Source organism: Psychrobacter sp. UBA2769, assembly GCF_002352555.1.
Lineage (GTDB): Bacteria > Pseudomonadota > Gammaproteobacteria > Pseudomonadales > Moraxellaceae > Psychrobacter > Psychrobacter maritimus.
In genome coordinates this window covers 282390-299058 of record NZ_DEIR01000010.1, presented here as the reverse complement: position 1 = coordinate 299058, position 16669 = coordinate 282390, and the positions used below count along the sequence as shown (strand labels likewise).

The following is a 16669-nucleotide window of genomic DNA, read 5'->3' as shown; positions in this document are numbered from 1 at the left end:
ATTCATATCAGACGCTTGGCTTAACCGCTGCCTGCTTGAGCAATAATTGTAATGCCTCGCTGACCATCAGCATCGCCACTACCGAGGTGACGACTACCGCCGAACCATAACCGCCGCAGTGCAAGCCACCTGTTTGACAGCTTTTATCGACGCGCGGTGGTTCTGTTGAATAGACACACTTAATACCGAATTTTTCTTTCAGCGCGCTATTAATGCCTTTTTCGTGGCGCAGCTTATTGCGCAGCTTAGCCAATAGCGGGTCTTGATAACTGTCGCGTAAATCACTTACCTTAATCTGGCTTGGGTCTATTTTACCGCCTGCCCCGCCCGCACAAACCAATTTTAACTTGTTAAAGCGACAATGTAATGAAATCGCAAGCTTGGCATTCATATCATCAACACAGTCTAAAATCACAATCGGATTTTTTTGCGCCGCCGCTTTCGCTTGTGCGCGACTGGGCAGTAACTCAGCGACGTTCTCAGGGGTCAAAAAATCATCTATCAAATGTAGGGTGACTTTTGGATTAATCTCACGGATACGGGTCGCCATCGCTGCAATCTTACTTTGCCCAAAGGTACTGTCTAACGCCGGCAGCTGACGATTGACGTTAGAAGCCACCAACACATCCAAATCAATCAAAGTAATAGTGCCCACTGCTGTGCGCGCCAATGCTTCTGCTGCCCAGGAGCCTACCCCACCGACGCCAATCACATAAACATGCGCTGCGGCAAAGGTATCGACTGCCGATGCGCCATAGAGGGTTTGCGTACCTTTAAAACGGCGCTCGTATTGCTCAGCGGCATCGTCCGCCATATCTGCGCTTGCAGAAGCAAGTTGCTGTTCATTATGATGTTCATTAGTAGCAATGATATCTAGGTTAGCTAAAGTATCTGTTTGGGTTGTCGTTTGCTGCAATTGCGCCTCTTCAGTCATAACAAGTTAAAGCTCTTTTAAAAGGTGATTTATTATTTAATTATTTATTACTAAACTGGGTATTATTAAGCAGTTTCTTTATCATTATCAGGCTGGATAACGCCAATCAGTCTGTAAAGCACTGCAACTGTTGTGCCACAATTGCTCAGCAAGAATGGCTGGCGGCACATCGAGTAACTCGCTTAAACTCAATAATACCCATGGCAAATTGGCAGGGACATTTCTATTATGAGCGGGCGCATTACCCCATTCATTATCTGGGCTTTGCCCGAGCGCCGACTGACTATTGCCCGACTCTTGACACATGATAGGCGTCATATCTGGACAGTCCGTCTCAATCACCAAACACTCAATACCATCACTAGCGACAGCCGCTTGAATAGCGCAGCGTAGCTTTTTGGCGTTTGGATTGGTCACTTGACCGGTTACCCCAAGCTTAAAGCCCAGCTTCACAAATGCTTTCGCCTCTTGCTCACCACCACTAAAGCTATGGGCGATACCGCCAAGCTCATGAGCATCATAGTCATGCGCTTTTAATAATGCCAATGCTTCAGCGTGCGCTTTACGAATATGCAGCATCACGGGTAACTTATGGCGCACAGCCATGTCTAATTGAGCATTAAAAAAATACTGTTGCTTTGCGAATATCTCAGGCTGTTTCATCTCATCAGTAAAAGTATCGAAACCAATCTCACCGATGGCCAATGGACGCTTTTTATCCAGCATCTGCGCCATACTTTCTAGATGCGCCTCAGTATGCTGCTCAATATAAAAAGGATGTAACCCTAGGGCAATATGCGCCTTTAAATGGGGCTGTTGCGGCGCATCTGCTTGACCTGCAATAGACGATGGATACCGCTCATTGATTAAGCGTTCAGTATCATACAAGCGCTGAAAATGACACTGTAAATATCCTACCAACACCAGATGGCGTATCCCTTGCTGATACGCTTGCTGTATCTGCTGGTCTCTATCAGCATCAAATACCGGTGCATCAAAATGAGTATGGGTATCGATTAAAGGAAGAGTAGTTGGTAATTCCTTATTAGCGTTAAATGATGCGCCAATGACCGTCATCAATAAACTCCAAATTTCTTAATGATTAAAGCAATTTATTTTAATAGCATTTTTTATCAACAATAAAGCCATTATTATTAATCACCGCTTCTATTTTAGCGCTGATTCATCTTCTTTAGTGAATTTATTAGCAACTTTATTATTCACTTCATTTTCAGCGTTAGCCGCTAGTTTGCTATCTGCTTTTAGACTACTACGGCGCGGGAGAAGCAATAGCGCTAAGCCAACTGCCCCTAAACGCAACCACTTCTTTTTACGATTATTGCTATTACTACTACTGTTAAGATTGCGCATCATTTTCACCGAAGTATTTTTACAAAGGCACTTTCACCAAGACATACTATACGTTTGTTAATCGCTGTTTATGCATACTAGATTTATTCAAACAGGCGTCATTCAAAAGAAAGGTTATAAAAATTACTAATGAAAGCAATAAGTTATTATCCTAGGTTGCATTATACGCGCATCAAAGAGGCACTATGTATATCTGTGTTATGAATACGCAAACTAATGTACGGCGTCACTATCGTGCCGTACATTTAAGTATGCTTGTTATTGAGTATGAGCTTAAGAACTGAAGCTATTGGGGCTATCGAGGCTTAGGCCAGTATCTGACAACTTATCTATTATGAGCGTTTAGCGCTTTAACGGATAAGTTGTGATACCGCTACTGCTAGGGCTATCTACTTTGGTAAAGCCTTGAGAAGTCGTTCTTGGCGTTTGGTCACGCTTAGGCACCAACGGATTAAGCGGCATCAATTCGTAGTCGGCACTGATATTGCCATTCCAACCTTCTGTACCACTAAGCGGTAACTGTTTAATCGTGCCGTTTTTATCGATAACCAGTTGCAGGACGCGCATCTGATTGTATTTACGCTCGGTCACACTGGCTACAGCCCCACCATCGCGTAAGATAGTCGGCTGTAAAAATATGATTAAGTTACTCTTCTGGTTACTGTCATTGTCAGAACGGAACAGTCGACCAAACAAGGGCATATTACCCAAGCCGGGCACTTTTTGTTGGCGCGTGGTGGTGTTATCGCGCATCAAACCACCTAAGGCGATGGTTTGCTGATCGTCGGCTAAAATCGTGGTATTAATTAGGCTTTTATTGGTAATAAGACCGCTGGCATTGCCGGCGCTGCCCGGTACAACTGAGGAGACTTCTTGTGAAACTTCCAAACGTACGGTGCCATTATCACCAATATGAGGAATGACGTTTAGGTTGATACCGATATCTTGCCGGTCAATGGTCTGGAAGGGGTTGGTCGAAGAATCGCTGCCTGTGGTATAAGAGCCGGTGACAAAAGGCACGTTTTGACCAACTAAAATGCTTGCCTTTTCATTATCCAAGGTCAGAATCGAAGGCATCGACAGTAGATTGGCACTGGTCGATGAGTCAAGAGCTTGTAAGATTGCGCCATAAAACTGAGTATTACCTTGGCTGTCTTTCTTACTATCACCGATTCCAATCAAAGCACCCGCAATCGAGCCTGCTGCCGCACTGATACCTGCTCCACCTGACAAGGCAGCTGCTGCAAGCGAAACCGCGCTAGCACCAACGTTGTTAAAGTTGACGACGCCATAACCACTATTGGCATTACCGAGCGCCCATTGCACGCCAAGTTGGGTAGCATCATCGCCTGACACTTCGACAATTGCCGCTTGAATCAAGACCTGAGCACGGCGGCTATCAAGCTGATTGACAGCATCTTCAATCTCAAACATCAGCTCTGGCGCGGCATTAACGATGACGGCATTTTGGGTTTCATCGGCGATAATACTAAAAGGTCGACCACCAATACCAGTACTTGCGCCACCCGAGCCACTAGTCGATAAAGCGGCCGCACCGCTATTGCCACTAGTATTGTTGCTAGTACCATTACCCACACTTGCATTAGCGCCGCTATTAAGTGTTGAGCCAGTACCATTGGCACCGTTTAAAGAAGCAGACTCTAAGGTTGACGTCGCACCAGAGCTATTAATAGATTGACTGGCAAGCAAGCCGCGCAGCATCTCTGCAATATGACCGGCGCTAGCATACTTTAAGCGAAAGACCCGTAGCCCACTCAAACGTCTCGTGGGCGTGGTATCAAGCTGATTGACCATTTCTTGTACTTTGGCAATCATCTCAGGACTGCCTTTGACCAATAATCTATCGCTAGACGTATCGGCGATGACTTTTAGCTGATTGTTACCACCTTGGGCCTGCCCGCTACCCGCGCTTGCGACCAAAGCACTGATCAGCTCCATCATACGTTCGGCATCGACATGACGTAGCGGTATCACTTGCAGGCTGTCATTAACGTTGCTGTCTAAATCACGGATAAGCGCCGTCAACTGATTAAGACTATCAGCGCGATCAGACAATACCAAAGCATTGACGCCCGGTACCGCTGCTGCGTGAGCTGACTGTGGCATCAGTGGTCGAATCACGCCAAGCACTTCTGCTGCTTGGGTATTGGTCAAATAAATCACCCGCGTCGCTAGCGCTTCACCGACGCTATTACCCTGTAAATCTACCGCAACACCAGATTGTTTGGCGACGTTATCAGGCACCAGCTTAATGGTCGTACCCGAGTCGATAGCAGCAATACCATTGACCTGCATGACACTTAAGAACAGCTGATAAATCTCGTCACGCGACAATGCTTTGTTAGAAATGACGGTAACATTACCATTGATACGCGGATCAAGGACAAAGTTCTGATCGGTAATAGTTGCCACTTCATTAATAAAAGCTTTGATATCGGCATCTTGTAGATTCACCTTCCAGCTTTCTGCACTCACTAGCCCCGTACTCGCTGCCCATAGCGGAATAGCTAGGCACAGCGGACGACACAGACGCATCAAACGCTGCAAAATATGGTGTAAAGGCGTGACCGAGAAATTTTGAGAACTGACCATATTGATAATTACCTACAGTGATGTCGCGGATATACTAAGTTTCATAAGTGCTAAGTTTCGTGTGCTAAATTTCTTGTGTTAAATACAATATGTGCTGAATGTAATATGTGCTGAATGTAATATGAACTGAAACTGAATTGGATAGCTAATTAATGTTCTTTAGCGACTTGCCAACTATAAGAGCAAGCAAGTCTGTATCTAAAAAATCGGCTTTAAACTTTAAGCTAGAACTGCTGGCGAATGGTAATCACTTGATCGCCACGCTGTACTTCTATTTGTGCTTCACCGGCTTGTTTTACTTGCTGTAAGACGCTGGCATCTTGCCCAGGATTACTGCCAACGCTTTGACCATTAACGGTCAGTACCTTATCACCAGGCTCCAGCCCTAAGCGATTACGTAATTTAGCTGGCATAGCGGCTGTGACCTGATAGCTCTCACCTGACGCCATGACGCCCATTCGACTTAAATAACTGGCGGGATTGGATTGTAATTCGGTGACGGCTTCATCGATTGCTGACTTTGGCTCGCCCTCGCTGCTTGCTTCCCCATTTGGCACCGTTTCAGGATTAACTTGGTCTGGTGATGATAGGTTAGGTGATGATAGGTTAGGCGAGTTAGGCAACATAGTATTCTCTGGCAAACGCTGATTGCTCACCGCACCTGCCAGCATAGCGCTTTGGTCGAGTGGCATAGCTTCTGCCATTCTGATGACAGTTTCTTTATCATAAGCATCAGCGATAATGACTTCATTCCAATCGACGGCAACCAGCGTATAGTCACTGTCTTTTAAAGTGTCACCGATACGGTAGTTTTTCACTTCACCATTGACATCCAATAGGGCCGAAGACAGACTTTCCGGTATCGCAATAAGTACGCCCTTTAGCCCAATATTAGGCGGCGGTTGTACTGCGGCAGCGATAGGATCAGGGTCAGCAAAAATGGCAAACAAACCACTATAGTCGGTATTTGAGTTCGCTGTATTCTGTAAAGGCGCAAGCGGTAACGCGGGCGCTAATGGAGCAGCTAGTAGCAGCCACAGTAACCGCGCTGCTGTCCAACACAACCAAATAATGGCCAATAATAACAACCACGCTGAAAAGCGATTGAGCGTATTGATAATAGGTTTTATTCGGCTAGAAATATCGGTAGCATTCATCATCTAGCGCGCCCCCAAGCCATTTAGCAGCGGCTGCCGCACACTAACCACAGGCGTATCTTGCGGTGCTTGTCCTTTATATTCCGGCATATTTTCTAGTAGACGCTGGGTTAAGCTGACATCTAACATATTATCGCCATCGATATACAGATCGCCCAAGCGCTTATCTTGATTGTTTACAAGATTAATATGCAGTAGATTTTTATTGTTCTTTTGCTCGGCACTGAGCTCAGCACGCAGCGCTGGCATGGTGATATAAAAAACCTTACCGCCGCTAGGGTAGCCTACTTCACCGCCAACCCAAGTCAGCTGACCACTCGCCTCACTAAAGCCGGCCGCCTTGGTAGCTGAGCCACTATTATTTGAACCATTAGCTGAATTACTTGCTGCGGTATTTGCGGCAGACTGACGTTTTAAAGAGACGTTATTGACCTGAATCGGCGCATTAGGTAACTGCCAATCGACGATACCGGCCAAAGTTTCAGGGGCAATTTTACCGCTCATGTTTTGAATTTGCCATGAGCTGGTGCCTACTTTAACCTGACCATTTAAACGGGTTTGCTCTGAGCTGATATCAACTTCAGCCCCTAGTTTGCCTAATAATAAATGCCACGGCTGCCACGACCATTCAGCGGCGCCTGTAAGCGGTGTTGCTGACACGGGCAGCTGCCAAATCGCTGAGCCTTGCCATAAGTTGCCCGACACATGTTGCACATACGGCGTGTCTGGGGCGTATTTTTCAAGTAGCCATGCCGCTGGCATTTGCAAGACGGCAAATAGCGCAAATAGGATAAAGCCAAATAGCCACCAGAGCTTGCGGGGACGCTTGTAAGACGATGTGGATACTTGAGGCACAGTTACCTAACTCTTATATAAGACAAAAACGTCATTATCATAGCAAACAATGGCATACAGATGACAGAAAAAAAGCCAGTATCTTTGCACCAAAATACTGGCGCTAAAGATACTGGCTTTTATCTATCCACTTGCTTATTAAGCAATCATTATCAATGACGCATGAAAGCAAAATAAAATCAGAGAATCATAAAGATGTTTAACGGATTAAATAGCAAAATCTTCCAATTTACGACCTGCGGCTAGGGCGTCTACCAACCAAGTTGGTTTGCGACCACGACCGGTCCAGGTTTCTTCGTTATTAGTGGTATTGCGATACTTAATGCTGCGTTTTTTCTCAAGTTTCTCGCCCGCTTGTAGAATCTCTTCAATACTGGCTTCACTTTCTTCAGCAATTTTTTCGAACTGCATATAAGCATCATATAAACGCTGATGTTGTTTTTGGGCAATAAGTTGCTGGGCATTTTCGGTAATGGCGCGTAGCTCATCAACGTTGAGGTTATTTAAATCAATCACGTTATTTTTGCTCATCATAATCTCCACTTTTATATCAAGGTTATAAATCAAATAGCATGATTGCTAATGACTTATGAATAATAAAAATCGTAAGTAGCAGTAATATAAACAAAAATATAATCCATCACAAGTATTGATTGGTATTCAATGATAAAGGGCTACGCATAAATGCCATTAAAGCAAAAACGGTTTTAAACGATAGTTGGTTTTATATTAGTATTTATAATGTTGTTAATATTTTTAATTATCAATATACACAAAACCCAATAGCATAAAAAAAGAGCCTGTATTCACAGGCTCTTCATTTTTTAATCAACAGTTTGTATTTATGTATTCGTTAGAACGGAATATCATCATCTACAGGGCCATCAGGCATCGCTGTCGGCTTCGACTGTGCTGGTGCTTGAGCGGGCTTATTAAATTGATTTTGCGCTGGCGCATTTTGATTATTAAAGCTGTTTTGATTGCTGTTTTGGTTATTGCCTTGTGACATACCTTGAGAAGCTGGAGCGCCGCCTTGGTTATAGCCACTTTGCTGGTTATTGGCTGGTTGACCATAATTATTTTGGTTAGCTTGACCCTGATTTTGATTTGAGCTTTGACCGCTATAGCCGCCGCCCTGATTACCGTAACCACCCTGACTTTGACCTGAGTTTTGACCACCAAAACCACCAGCGTCGCCACTACCACCGGTCGCGCCGTCTAGCATTTGCATTTGCTCAGCACGAATCTCAGTGATATAACGGTCTTGGCCATTGGGATCTTGATATTTACGCGTACGCAAGCTGCCTTCGATATAGACCTTACTGCCTTTACGAAGATACTGTGCCGCGATTTCACCTAAACGATTAAACAATGAAATGCGATGCCATTCCGTTGCTTCTCTTTTTTCACCGCTTTGCTTGTCAGTCCACTGCTCTGAGGTCGCAACCGAAATATTGGTCACGCTACCGCCGTTACTGAATTGACGTGCCTCGGGGTCTGCTCCAAGGTTACCGATGATGATAACTTTATTAACTCCGCGCATAATGTTGTCCTTTTATTGACAAATTGTTTTATGAATATTTTAATAACTATTAAATGAAACTGATTAATAATATCAGTAATATGAATTTACTTTAACCAATTTTTGTTTAAATATCTAGGGGGCTTTGCGCCAGATGCGACAGCTCTTGTCGCGAAGAATCGGTCAGCTGGGTTTTGTCTAATTTTAAATAAGCGACCTGCTCTTTTGCCATCACGACCAACTCATCAACGCCTTCTACCCCCAGCATTTGCCGTGACCAATCTTGAATATTAATATCTTTAGGAATGGTAACGGTGGTACTTGATAAATAAGGCGGCTGCGCAATCGGGATAATCAACAGTAGCGCCGCGGCCATAATGGCGGCCAATATACCCCACGCCAATAGATTGGGCTGGGTCAATAACAAACCACCCATTGCCCCGCCGACAAAAGCACCAAAAAACTGACTTGATGAATTCAATCCCATCGCGGTGGCTTTATTGGCGACGGGCGCACGTTTCGATATCCACGATGGGATGGTCGCTTCGAGTAAGTTAAAGCCCATAAAATACAGCAATAAGCCTAAGATAATACCCACGCCGACCTGACTACCAATGGCCAATAACGCTAGAGCAGCGGTCATAAGTGCAATCGCGCCCAAAAATACTTGGCGCATTTTACGTTTCTTTTCGGCGATGATAATAAAAGGTATCGCCACGGCAAAGCCAATAAACAATAACGGCAAATAAACCAAACCCTGCTGACGTACCGACAATCCTAGTACGTCATTGAGCTGATGCGGCAAGATGACAAAGATGGCGGTCATCGTTAAATGTAGGGCAAAAATACCAATATGCAAACGGTTTAAATCGCCAATCTTTAGCACATCTGCCAGCTGCTGCCCAATCGATTTATTATCAAGATTATGCTTGAGTACCCGTAGTGGTGTCGGCACGAACAATAACAATAACATCGCCAAAACAGCGAAACCTGCGGTCAACCAAAATAACCCTGAGATACCAAGCGAGCCGACCAATAACGGACCAAAGGCAAATGCCAGCATAATGGAAGTAGCAATGGTCAAACCCATGGTCGCCATTGCTTTGGTGCGCATCTCCTCGCGCGTAACGTCTGCTAACAGCGCCATCAATACCGCCGAAACCGCGCCACTACCTGCCAGCGCCCGACCGATAATAACCTCGTAAATATCTGTGGCATTGGCAGCGATGATACCGCCAAGCGCAAATAATATCAGACCCAAAAAGATAATCGGCTTACGCGGAAACTTATCAGCGGCAAGGCTCATCGGTATCTGAAAAATAGCCTGCCCTAGCCCATAAATACCGACCGCCAAGCCAATCAGAAACGGTGTCGCATGCGCATAATTATCACCATACACAGAAAATACTGGCACAATCATAAACAAGCCAATCATCCGCAAGGCAAATATACCACCGACCCCGAGGATTGCCCGTTTTTCTACGCTATTCATACTTGCCTCACTGGTTCATCATTGCTGTTTAATCACTGCAGCTCTGCTTGTATTATTACGACGCTTCAAGGCTTTAGCCTACAAATTAAGCCCCCTAGTATAAGACATTCGCCGTCTGGATGCCGAAACTTTTATCTAGCTGCCGCAGCCGCAGTGGTAGCACCTACTCACGCTTTTTATAGAGCTGATAATTAGAGCCGATAATTTTGTTACCAAGTGCATCTAATGGGTCATTACACCTTGAATAATCCTGCTGTCATGACAATAAAGTAAGACGTTGAGAACGTTTTGCTCTGAAAAATGGTCTGAAAAAACTTTATGACAAATCTTTTTATAAAACGACGTTATTCTGTCAAATCTATAACAAACCACTCATATTAGTGACCCTTTATTTAGATTACCTTTATCCATTTCAAGTATTAAAGGTATTGTACAAAAGAGATTACTATTGCTTTATGAAAACTACATACTTTTATAAAGCCATATTAATTTGAATAGCATTTTTAAAATTATCTACGCTTTCAATGAATCATTTAACTCATATTAATTGACCCTTTTAAATTTTTTAAAAATACCATTTTAGCAAATAGGAAACCTATCACCGATGGCACACGAGTATATTAAGGTTCGCGGCGCACGCACTCATAATCTAAAAAATATCGATTTAGACATTCCACGCGATAAATTTGTGGTAATTACCGGTTTATCAGGTTCTGGTAAATCTTCATTGGCGTTTGATACGCTTTATGCTGAAGGGCAACGCCGTTATGTTGAAAGTCTTTCGGCTTATGCGCGTCAGTTCCTCTCGCAAATGGAAAAGCCCGATGTCGATAGTATCGAAGGCTTGTCACCGGCGATTGCTATCGAGCAAAAATCAACCAACCATAACCCGCGCTCAACGGTCGGGACGATTACCGAGATTTATGACTATTTGCGTCTGCTTTATGCGCGTATCGGCACGCCTTATTGCCCTGAGCATGGCGAGCCAATGGTTGCGCAGTCGGTGACCGAGATGGTTGATCAAGTCATGGCGTTGCCTGTTGACACCAAGCTTATGATACTGGCGCCGGTGATTCGAGAGCGTAAAGGCGAGCATACAGTGCTACTTGAGCAATTAATTGGGCAAGGTTTTGTCCGCGTTCGCGTCGACGGTGATGTCTACGATACCGATGAGCTACCAACGCTCGATAAAAAGAAAAAACACACCATAGAAGTGGTCGTTGACCGCTTTAAAGTCCGTGATGACTTGGGTAACCGCGTTGCTGAAAGTTTAGAGACCGCCCTACGCTTAGGTCAAGGTCTAGTCACGCTGCACTTTATGGATGGCAATCCAAAAGAAGGCGGTGACGAAAACCAAGTCATGTCAGCCAAGCATTCTTGCCCTGTTTGTGATCGCGCCGTCTCGGAGCTTGAGCCGCGGATGTTCAGTTTTAACAACCCTTATGGTGCTTGCCCAAGTTGCGATGGTCTCGGTAAACGTCAGTATTTCTCAGCCGAAAAGCTGATTACCCATCACGAAAAATCGCTCAATCAAGGGGCAATTAATGGTTGGGATAAGCGCCATGCGTATTACTTTGGTCTGCTCTCTACCGTTTGCAATCATTTTAAAATCGATATGGACGCACCGTGGCAAGAGCTGCCAAAAGCGCAGCAAGATATCATCATGCAGGGCTCGGGTAAAGAAAAGCTGACCTTTAACTTTACCGATGAGCGTGGTCGTAAAACCAATAAAACTGTGCCGTTTGAAGGCGTACTGCCGTATTTAGAGCGTCGTTATGCCAAAACCCAAAGCAACCTAGTACGTGACGAGTTGGCGAAATATTTGGCGGATACTACTTGTAACGTCTGTGATGGCGCGCGCCTGAATGAGATCTCACGCAACGTCCGCGTAGACGATCAAACCATTGCTCAAATCGTCAAGCTGTCTATCGGTGATGCTGCTGACTATTATAAAACGCTCAAGATTGGCGGTCATAAAGGTGAAGTTGCGGAAAAAATCTTTAAAGAAATTAATGAACGTCTTAACTTCCTTGTCAGTGTCGGGCTTGATTATTTGACCCTTGCCCGCTCTGCTGAAACGCTATCAGGCGGTGAAGCGCAGCGTATTCGTTTGGCCAGCCAAATCGGTGCGGGTCTGATGGGCGTCATGTATGTGCTCGATGAGCCATCAATCGGTTTGCATCAACGCGATAATGATCGCTTGCTTAAAACCCTCACGCGCTTACGTGATTTGGGCAATACGGTACTGGTCGTCGAGCACGATGAAGATGCCATTCGCCAAGCCGATCACGTGATTGATATCGGTGTCGGCGCGGGCGTTCATGGCGGTCATATCATTGCGCAAGGGTCGGTTGATGACATTATGGCAACCAAGGGCTCGCTCACAGGGCAGTATATGTCCGGTGAGAAACGAATCGAGATTCCAAGTATTCGTCATAAAGCCAAAACCATCGAAGTTGAAGCAAAAGGTAAAGCCAAACCCAAACAAGTACCGATGTCGATTGAGCTAAAAGGCGCAACAGGCAACAACTTAAAAAATGTCGATTTGAGCTTGCCGATTGGCATTATGACTTGTATCACAGGGGTTTCTGGTTCTGGTAAATCGACCTTGATTAACCGCACCTTAATGCCTATCGCTGCCACCCAGTTAAACAATGCTTCAACGCTGATTGCTGATAAGCATGACAGCATTAGCGGACTTGAGCATTTGGATAAAATGGTCGATATCGACCAAAGTCCGATTGGCCGTACGCCGCGCTCAAACCCTGCAACCTATACCGGTGTCTTTACGCCAGTGCGTGAGATGTTTGCCCAAACCCAAGAAGCGCGCGCGCGTGGTTATAAAGCGGGTCGCTTTAGCTTTAACGTCAAAGGCGGGCGCTGTGAGATGTGTCAAGGCGATGGTCTTATCAAGGTAGAAATGCACTTCTTACCGGATATGTATGTGCCCTGCGATACCTGTCATGGCAAACGCTATAACCGCGAGACGCTAGAGATTCACTATAAAGGTAAAAACATCGCTGATGTGCTTGATATGACTGTTGAGGACGCGACTGAATTCTTCTCAGCGATTCCAGCGATTCATCGTCGCCTACAAGCACTGATGGATGTTGGTCTGAGCTATATTCGCTTGGGTCAATCAGCGCCAACGCTATCAGGCGGTGAAGCGCAGCGCGTCAAACTGGCACGTGAGCTTGCCAAACGTGATACTGGACAGACGCTGTATATCTTGGATGAGCCAACCACTGGTCTGCACTTCCATGATATCGATAAGCTGCTGCATATCCTCCACACCTTGCGCGATAAAGGCAATACTATCGTGGTCATCGAGCATAATCTCGACGTCATCAAAACGGCGGATTGGGTGATTGACCTTGGCCCTGAAGGTGGTAAAGGGGGCGGCATGATTATCGCCGAAGGCACGCCTGAAGAAGTAGCTGAAGTCAAAGGCTCATATACGGGTGAGTTCTTAAAACCGATGCTTAAGCAAGCGATGAAAGAAGTGAGTTAATAGAAATTAGTTAATTATTGATGAATAAAAAAAGGTTATTTTTATAAGAATAGCCTTTTTTGGATTTTGACCTTAAAATAAATAGTGCTTTGAACGGTACACCATATCGCTCAGTATTTAAGCTTTATAATCTATCAAGATAAGTCCATGTTGAATAATCAAAAACTTTCATCTTATCTAATAAATCTTTCAACCATTCTGTTAATGACTCAAAAATAACACGAGTCTCATCACCTTCATGGTCTTGATGTATTATCTGACCAAAGTTATCCTTTGATATATCGATGCAAGTAGAGTTACCAGTACCATCATCAGTAAACGGTACCCAACTTTTCTTCCATACTTCATCGTTAATATCTCCGTCTTCTAGCTGACTACTTAGCTCCTCATACCAGTCCATTATTTCTAATATTGGCATAAGTAGCTCGTGCGTTTCAACATGGAAAGGAATATAGGGGGACCTAATTTGACCATTATGCCATTTATAGAGTATTTTGAACTCATCAGGTAGTTTAGCTTCTACAAAATTTTCCATACTTTCAAACTCAGAATCTGTCGCTGGTGGATAGAAAGTATTTTTAAATTTTGGGATTTTTTGTTCTAGAAGAACATCTATTTCTTTAATTGCTTGTTCCATAATTTATATCTCTTGGTTATTTTAAAAATTAAAATTATTTATTCTGGGTCAGTCAAGACACCTAAAATCCAACACGGTCACATTAGTTCTCACACCTCGACACCAACCTACATTATCTTAATTACAGTTAACTTGCGATTCACTGTAAATTAGGCAGAGCTTGCGACCCCCAACATCATAACTTAAGATAAATCATCAACCCTAACTTGCAGACCGATATTCAATATCGAAGACACTACTAGCAAGGATTGCACTAAATTTTAATCATTTTTCGTTTCTGTTTTTAAATAGTAATGTCCATTAATCATTATTAGTACATTGCCCAATACTATGACAGCATGACTGCCTACCCACAGCCAATATCCTAGAGCATATCTTGTAGTCATACTGCTATGTCCCGCCTCAGTAACAACTACCTCATCAAACATTAAGAATGACACTGCAATTAAAGTAGATAATAAGCTCAATAAAAAAGATGTTTTACGATACTTAATAAGTAACCATGCCAGAATTAATAACGGATTAGCAAACCAAGTAAGTGTTTCATTACCCCCAATGAACATCCCAAATATGCCAAAAATAAAAGCCATCATTGAATGCATGCAACCTTCGGCGGTACAGTATGATTCTTGAGTTAAAGCCAAAAGCATCAAACCAATAGAAACACCGAGCGTTATTTTTAGTAAAGTACTAACTTTCATTAACTATCCCAAGAACAATTAGCTCATAAACTCGTAAAAATTGCGACACTCGAAAATACAATAAGGTCGCGTTGTTTAGATAAACTCCCTCTCAACATTCTTCACCCGCGCATCTACCGTCCGTTCTATCTTTTCCTCAATTTGGCTGCATTGCGACTCCACCTCACGTTTAGACAGCCCAACGATCACAAACGTCCATTCTCTGGCATCATGCCGATCACCCTCACCGCTCTCACAGACCGCGACGCTTGGCGTATTGCCAAATGAGTACAGCTTGCCACACCTAGCCCTTAAGACATAAGATAACCATCAAATCAGCCACTTGTACATATCCTTTTGCAAAAAAAAGATAAGTCGTTTGACTTACCTTTTGTGGTAACATTTACTTTTTTGAATACTTACTGAGTTATTTACGCTTAATAGTTCTAGTAGTAGTGGCGTTAGTAATTACTCCAGTAGTTGCCTTAGCAGGTGCTTTAGCCGCCGCTTGATAGACTGGCATAACTTCAGGTAACAGGGCCTGAATTTTAGCGATACGCTGCCCAGAGTTTGGATGCGTAGACATCAAAGTAACTATCGCATTACTACGACCATTGGCGGCCTCCATTTTTTGCCATACTGCAATTGCAGCTTCTGGATTGTAGCCTGCCTGCGCCATCAAACGTAAACCACCAGCATCGGCTTGTGATTCTTGACTACGAGAAAACGGCTTATCAAGGCCGTAGTCACTAATTAAACTCATTGCCTCAGCATTTAGTCCTGTTTTTTCCTGTATCGCAGCACCACCTAATTGAAGCGCTAAGCCGGTCAGAATTTTTTGCCCAGCATCTTTTTTACTGTGCTCAGATAATGCATGGGTCATTTCGTGTCCCATGATCGCAGCAATCTCTGCATCTGTTAACTTCAACTTTTCTACAATACCGGTGTAAAAAGCCATTTTGCCACCAGGCATTGCCCAAGCATTTAATTCAGGTGAACGTATAACTGTAACTTGCCAGTCAAAAGGAACACCTGTTGTATTAGCACGAACGGCATAAGGCTTCATACGATTGAAGACATTTTTAACTCGAATAGCAGTGGCAGAAGTATTATCTACTGCGCCTTGACCATTGGCTTTAGAAACCACTTGAGAGTAACTTTTAGCCGCATTAGTATTTAACGTAGCAGTATCGTACCCTGCCATATCAGCTACAGTGGTACAACCTACTAAAGTTGTAATAGTAGTCAAAACTAAAGCACTTTTTATTTTATTAACAGTTTTCATTAAACGTCCTAGTTGAGAAATACAGTCAAATTAAATAGCTCAATTAAAATCATGAAGTTATAAATTTAGAGCTTTACTACCGTAAATTTATATCTTGCATGACCCCGATTGATAGCAATATATAATTGAATACGTAACTGAAATGTAAGTAATGTTTCTGAATTGCTGAAAGAGATTATCATAGCAAAAAAACAAAAGTCTATCAACAAATAAACTATAGTTCGTTTTCTAGAGTCGAAATATTTACTTAACTCTCAATTGAAGCATCCAACTGTATTCTTTTAATCAGAGTCGCTGTTCAGAAAGCATCCTTTAATAAATCCTCCTAAACAAATTCCCTCTCAACATTCATTATCCGCGCATCTACCGTCCGCTCTATTTTTTCCTTGATTTGACTGCATTGCGACTCAACCTCACGTTTAGACAGCCCAACGATCACAAACGTCCACTCGCTAGCGTCATGCCGATCACGCTCACCGCTCTCACAGACCGCGACACTTGGCGTATTGCCAAAGCGTGCATGCAATCCGCCCATGCGTTGGCGTTTTTCTTTGAGTGAACTACATCCGGGTAGCGCAAAAGTCAGTGTTAAGATAGCGATATGCATTTTAT

15 protein-coding genes are annotated in these 16669 nt (G+C 43.8%); 1 reads left to right on the top strand and 14 read right to left on the bottom strand.

The genetic code is table 11. From position 1 onward, the window contains the following. Positions 1-7: 7 nt before the first annotated feature. The 9 genes from B3Q63_RS04640 to B3Q63_RS04600 form a co-directional block, all read right to left on the bottom strand. Positions 8-814 carry a tRNA threonylcarbamoyladenosine dehydratase gene (locus B3Q63_RS04640; RefSeq protein ID WP_296174356.1) on the bottom strand — a complete coding sequence of 269 codons (807 nt, stop codon included), beginning with the start codon at positions 812-814 and terminating at the stop codon, positions 8-10. Between the two features lie 207 nt (positions 815-1021). After that, entirely contained in the window at positions 1022-2011 is a 990-nt protein-coding gene (locus B3Q63_RS04635; protein WP_296174311.1) for a TatD family hydrolase, read from the bottom strand. Between the two features lie 90 nt (positions 2012-2101). Continuing rightward, the gene (locus B3Q63_RS04630; protein WP_296174308.1) at positions 2102-2305 is read right to left on the bottom strand and encodes a hypothetical protein; all 204 of its coding nucleotides are present in this window, start codon (positions 2303-2305) and stop codon (positions 2102-2104) included. Between the two features lie 342 nt (positions 2306-2647). Continuing rightward, entirely contained in the window at positions 2648-4918 is a 2271-nt protein-coding gene (gspD, locus tag B3Q63_RS04625) for a type II secretion system secretin GspD (protein ID WP_296174305.1), read from the bottom strand. A gap of 224 nt (positions 4919-5142) precedes the next feature. Continuing rightward, positions 5143-6078, bottom strand: coding sequence for a type II secretion system protein N (locus B3Q63_RS04620; protein WP_296174303.1), 936 nt, complete (start codon positions 6076-6078; stop codon positions 5143-5145). Continuing rightward, positions 6079-6930 (bottom strand): type II secretion system protein N, encoded by an 852-nt coding sequence (gene gspN, locus B3Q63_RS04615; RefSeq protein ID WP_296174301.1) that lies wholly within the window; start codon positions 6928-6930, stop codon positions 6079-6081. A gap of 207 nt (positions 6931-7137) precedes the next feature. After that, positions 7138-7461 carry an H-NS family nucleoid-associated regulatory protein gene (locus tag B3Q63_RS04610; RefSeq protein WP_201619743.1) on the bottom strand — a complete coding sequence of 108 codons (324 nt, stop codon included), beginning with the start codon at positions 7459-7461 and terminating at the stop codon, positions 7138-7140. A 322-nt stretch (positions 7462-7783) separates the two neighbouring features. Beyond that, positions 7784-8473 (bottom strand): single-stranded DNA-binding protein, encoded by a 690-nt coding sequence (gene ssb / locus B3Q63_RS04605; protein ID WP_296174298.1) that lies wholly within the window; start codon positions 8471-8473, stop codon positions 7784-7786. A gap of 106 nt (positions 8474-8579) precedes the next feature. Beyond that, the gene (locus B3Q63_RS04600) at positions 8580-9944 is read right to left on the bottom strand and encodes an MFS transporter (protein ID WP_296174295.1); all 1365 of its coding nucleotides are present in this window, start codon (positions 9942-9944) and stop codon (positions 8580-8582) included. Between the two features lie 604 nt (positions 9945-10548). Here B3Q63_RS04600 and uvrA point away from each other — a divergent pair. Next, on the top strand, positions 10549-13455 hold the full coding sequence (uvrA, locus tag B3Q63_RS04595; protein WP_296174294.1) for an excinuclease ABC subunit UvrA: 2907 nt from the start codon (positions 10549-10551) through the stop codon (positions 13453-13455). Between the two features lie 124 nt (positions 13456-13579). On the opposite strand, the gene B3Q63_RS04590 is transcribed toward uvrA, so the two are convergent. The 5 genes from B3Q63_RS04590 to B3Q63_RS04570 all read right to left on the bottom strand — a co-directional run bounded on the left by B3Q63_RS04590 (position 13580) and on the right by B3Q63_RS04570 (position 16664). After that, positions 13580-14092 carry an SMI1/KNR4 family protein gene (locus B3Q63_RS04590; RefSeq protein WP_296174292.1) on the bottom strand — a complete coding sequence of 171 codons (513 nt, stop codon included), beginning with the start codon at positions 14090-14092 and terminating at the stop codon, positions 13580-13582. 260 nt (positions 14093-14352) lie between these two features. After that, complete coding sequence (locus B3Q63_RS04585) at positions 14353-14793, bottom strand: hypothetical protein (protein WP_290187818.1); 441 nt, start codon at positions 14791-14793, stop codon at positions 14353-14355. A 75-nt stretch (positions 14794-14868) separates the two neighbouring features. Beyond that, positions 14869-15066 carry a DUF503 family protein gene (locus B3Q63_RS04580; protein ID WP_296174354.1) on the bottom strand — a complete coding sequence of 66 codons (198 nt, stop codon included), beginning with the start codon at positions 15064-15066 and terminating at the stop codon, positions 14869-14871. Positions 15067-15199: 133 nt separating this feature from the next. Beyond that, positions 15200-16057, bottom strand: a complete 858-nt coding sequence (locus B3Q63_RS04575; protein ID WP_296174290.1) for a M48 family metallopeptidase — start codon at positions 16055-16057, stop codon at positions 15200-15202. 325 nt (positions 16058-16382) lie between these two features. Next, positions 16383-16664 carry a DUF503 domain-containing protein gene (locus B3Q63_RS04570; RefSeq protein ID WP_296174287.1) on the bottom strand — a complete coding sequence of 94 codons (282 nt, stop codon included), beginning with the start codon at positions 16662-16664 and terminating at the stop codon, positions 16383-16385. Between the last annotated feature and the right edge of the window lie 5 nt (positions 16665-16669).

Bases quoted from the DNA above. Each gene is read 5' to 3' on its own strand.
- B3Q63_RS04640 (WP_296174356.1), bottom strand. From the start codon at position 814: ATGGCGGACGATGCCGCTGAGCAATACGAGCGCCGTTTTAAAGGTACG.
- B3Q63_RS04635 (WP_296174311.1), bottom strand. From the start codon at position 2,011: ATGACGGTCATTGGCGCATCATTTAACGCTAATAAGGAATTACCAACT.
- B3Q63_RS04630 (WP_296174308.1), bottom strand. From the start codon at position 2,305: ATGCGCAATCTTAACAGTAGTAGTAATAGCAATAATCGTAAAAAGAAG.
- gspD (WP_296174305.1), bottom strand. From the start codon at position 4,918: ATGGTCAGTTCTCAAAATTTCTCGGTCACGCCTTTACACCATATTTTG.
- B3Q63_RS04620 (WP_296174303.1), bottom strand. From the start codon at position 6,078: ATGATGAATGCTACCGATATTTCTAGCCGAATAAAACCTATTATCAAT.
- B3Q63_RS04610 (WP_201619743.1), bottom strand. From the start codon at position 7,461: ATGAGCAAAAATAACGTGATTGATTTAAATAACCTCAACGTTGATGAG.
- ssb (WP_296174298.1), bottom strand. From the start codon at position 8,473: ATGCGCGGAGTTAATAAAGTTATCATCATCGGTAACCTTGGAGCAGAC.
- B3Q63_RS04600 (WP_296174295.1), bottom strand. From the start codon at position 9,944: ATGAATAGCGTAGAAAAACGGGCAATCCTCGGGGTCGGTGGTATATTT.
- uvrA (WP_296174294.1), top strand. From the start codon at position 10,549: ATGGCACACGAGTATATTAAGGTTCGCGGCGCACGCACTCATAATCTA.
- B3Q63_RS04590 (WP_296174292.1), bottom strand. From the start codon at position 14,092: ATGGAACAAGCAATTAAAGAAATAGATGTTCTTCTAGAACAAAAAATC.
- B3Q63_RS04585 (WP_290187818.1), bottom strand. From the start codon at position 14,793: ATGAAAGTTAGTACTTTACTAAAAATAACGCTCGGTGTTTCTATTGGT.
- B3Q63_RS04575 (WP_296174290.1), bottom strand. From the start codon at position 16,057: ATGAAAACTGTTAATAAAATAAAAAGTGCTTTAGTTTTGACTACTATT.
- B3Q63_RS04570 (WP_296174287.1), bottom strand. From the start codon at position 16,664: ATGCATATCGCTATCTTAACACTGACTTTTGCGCTACCCGGATGTAGT.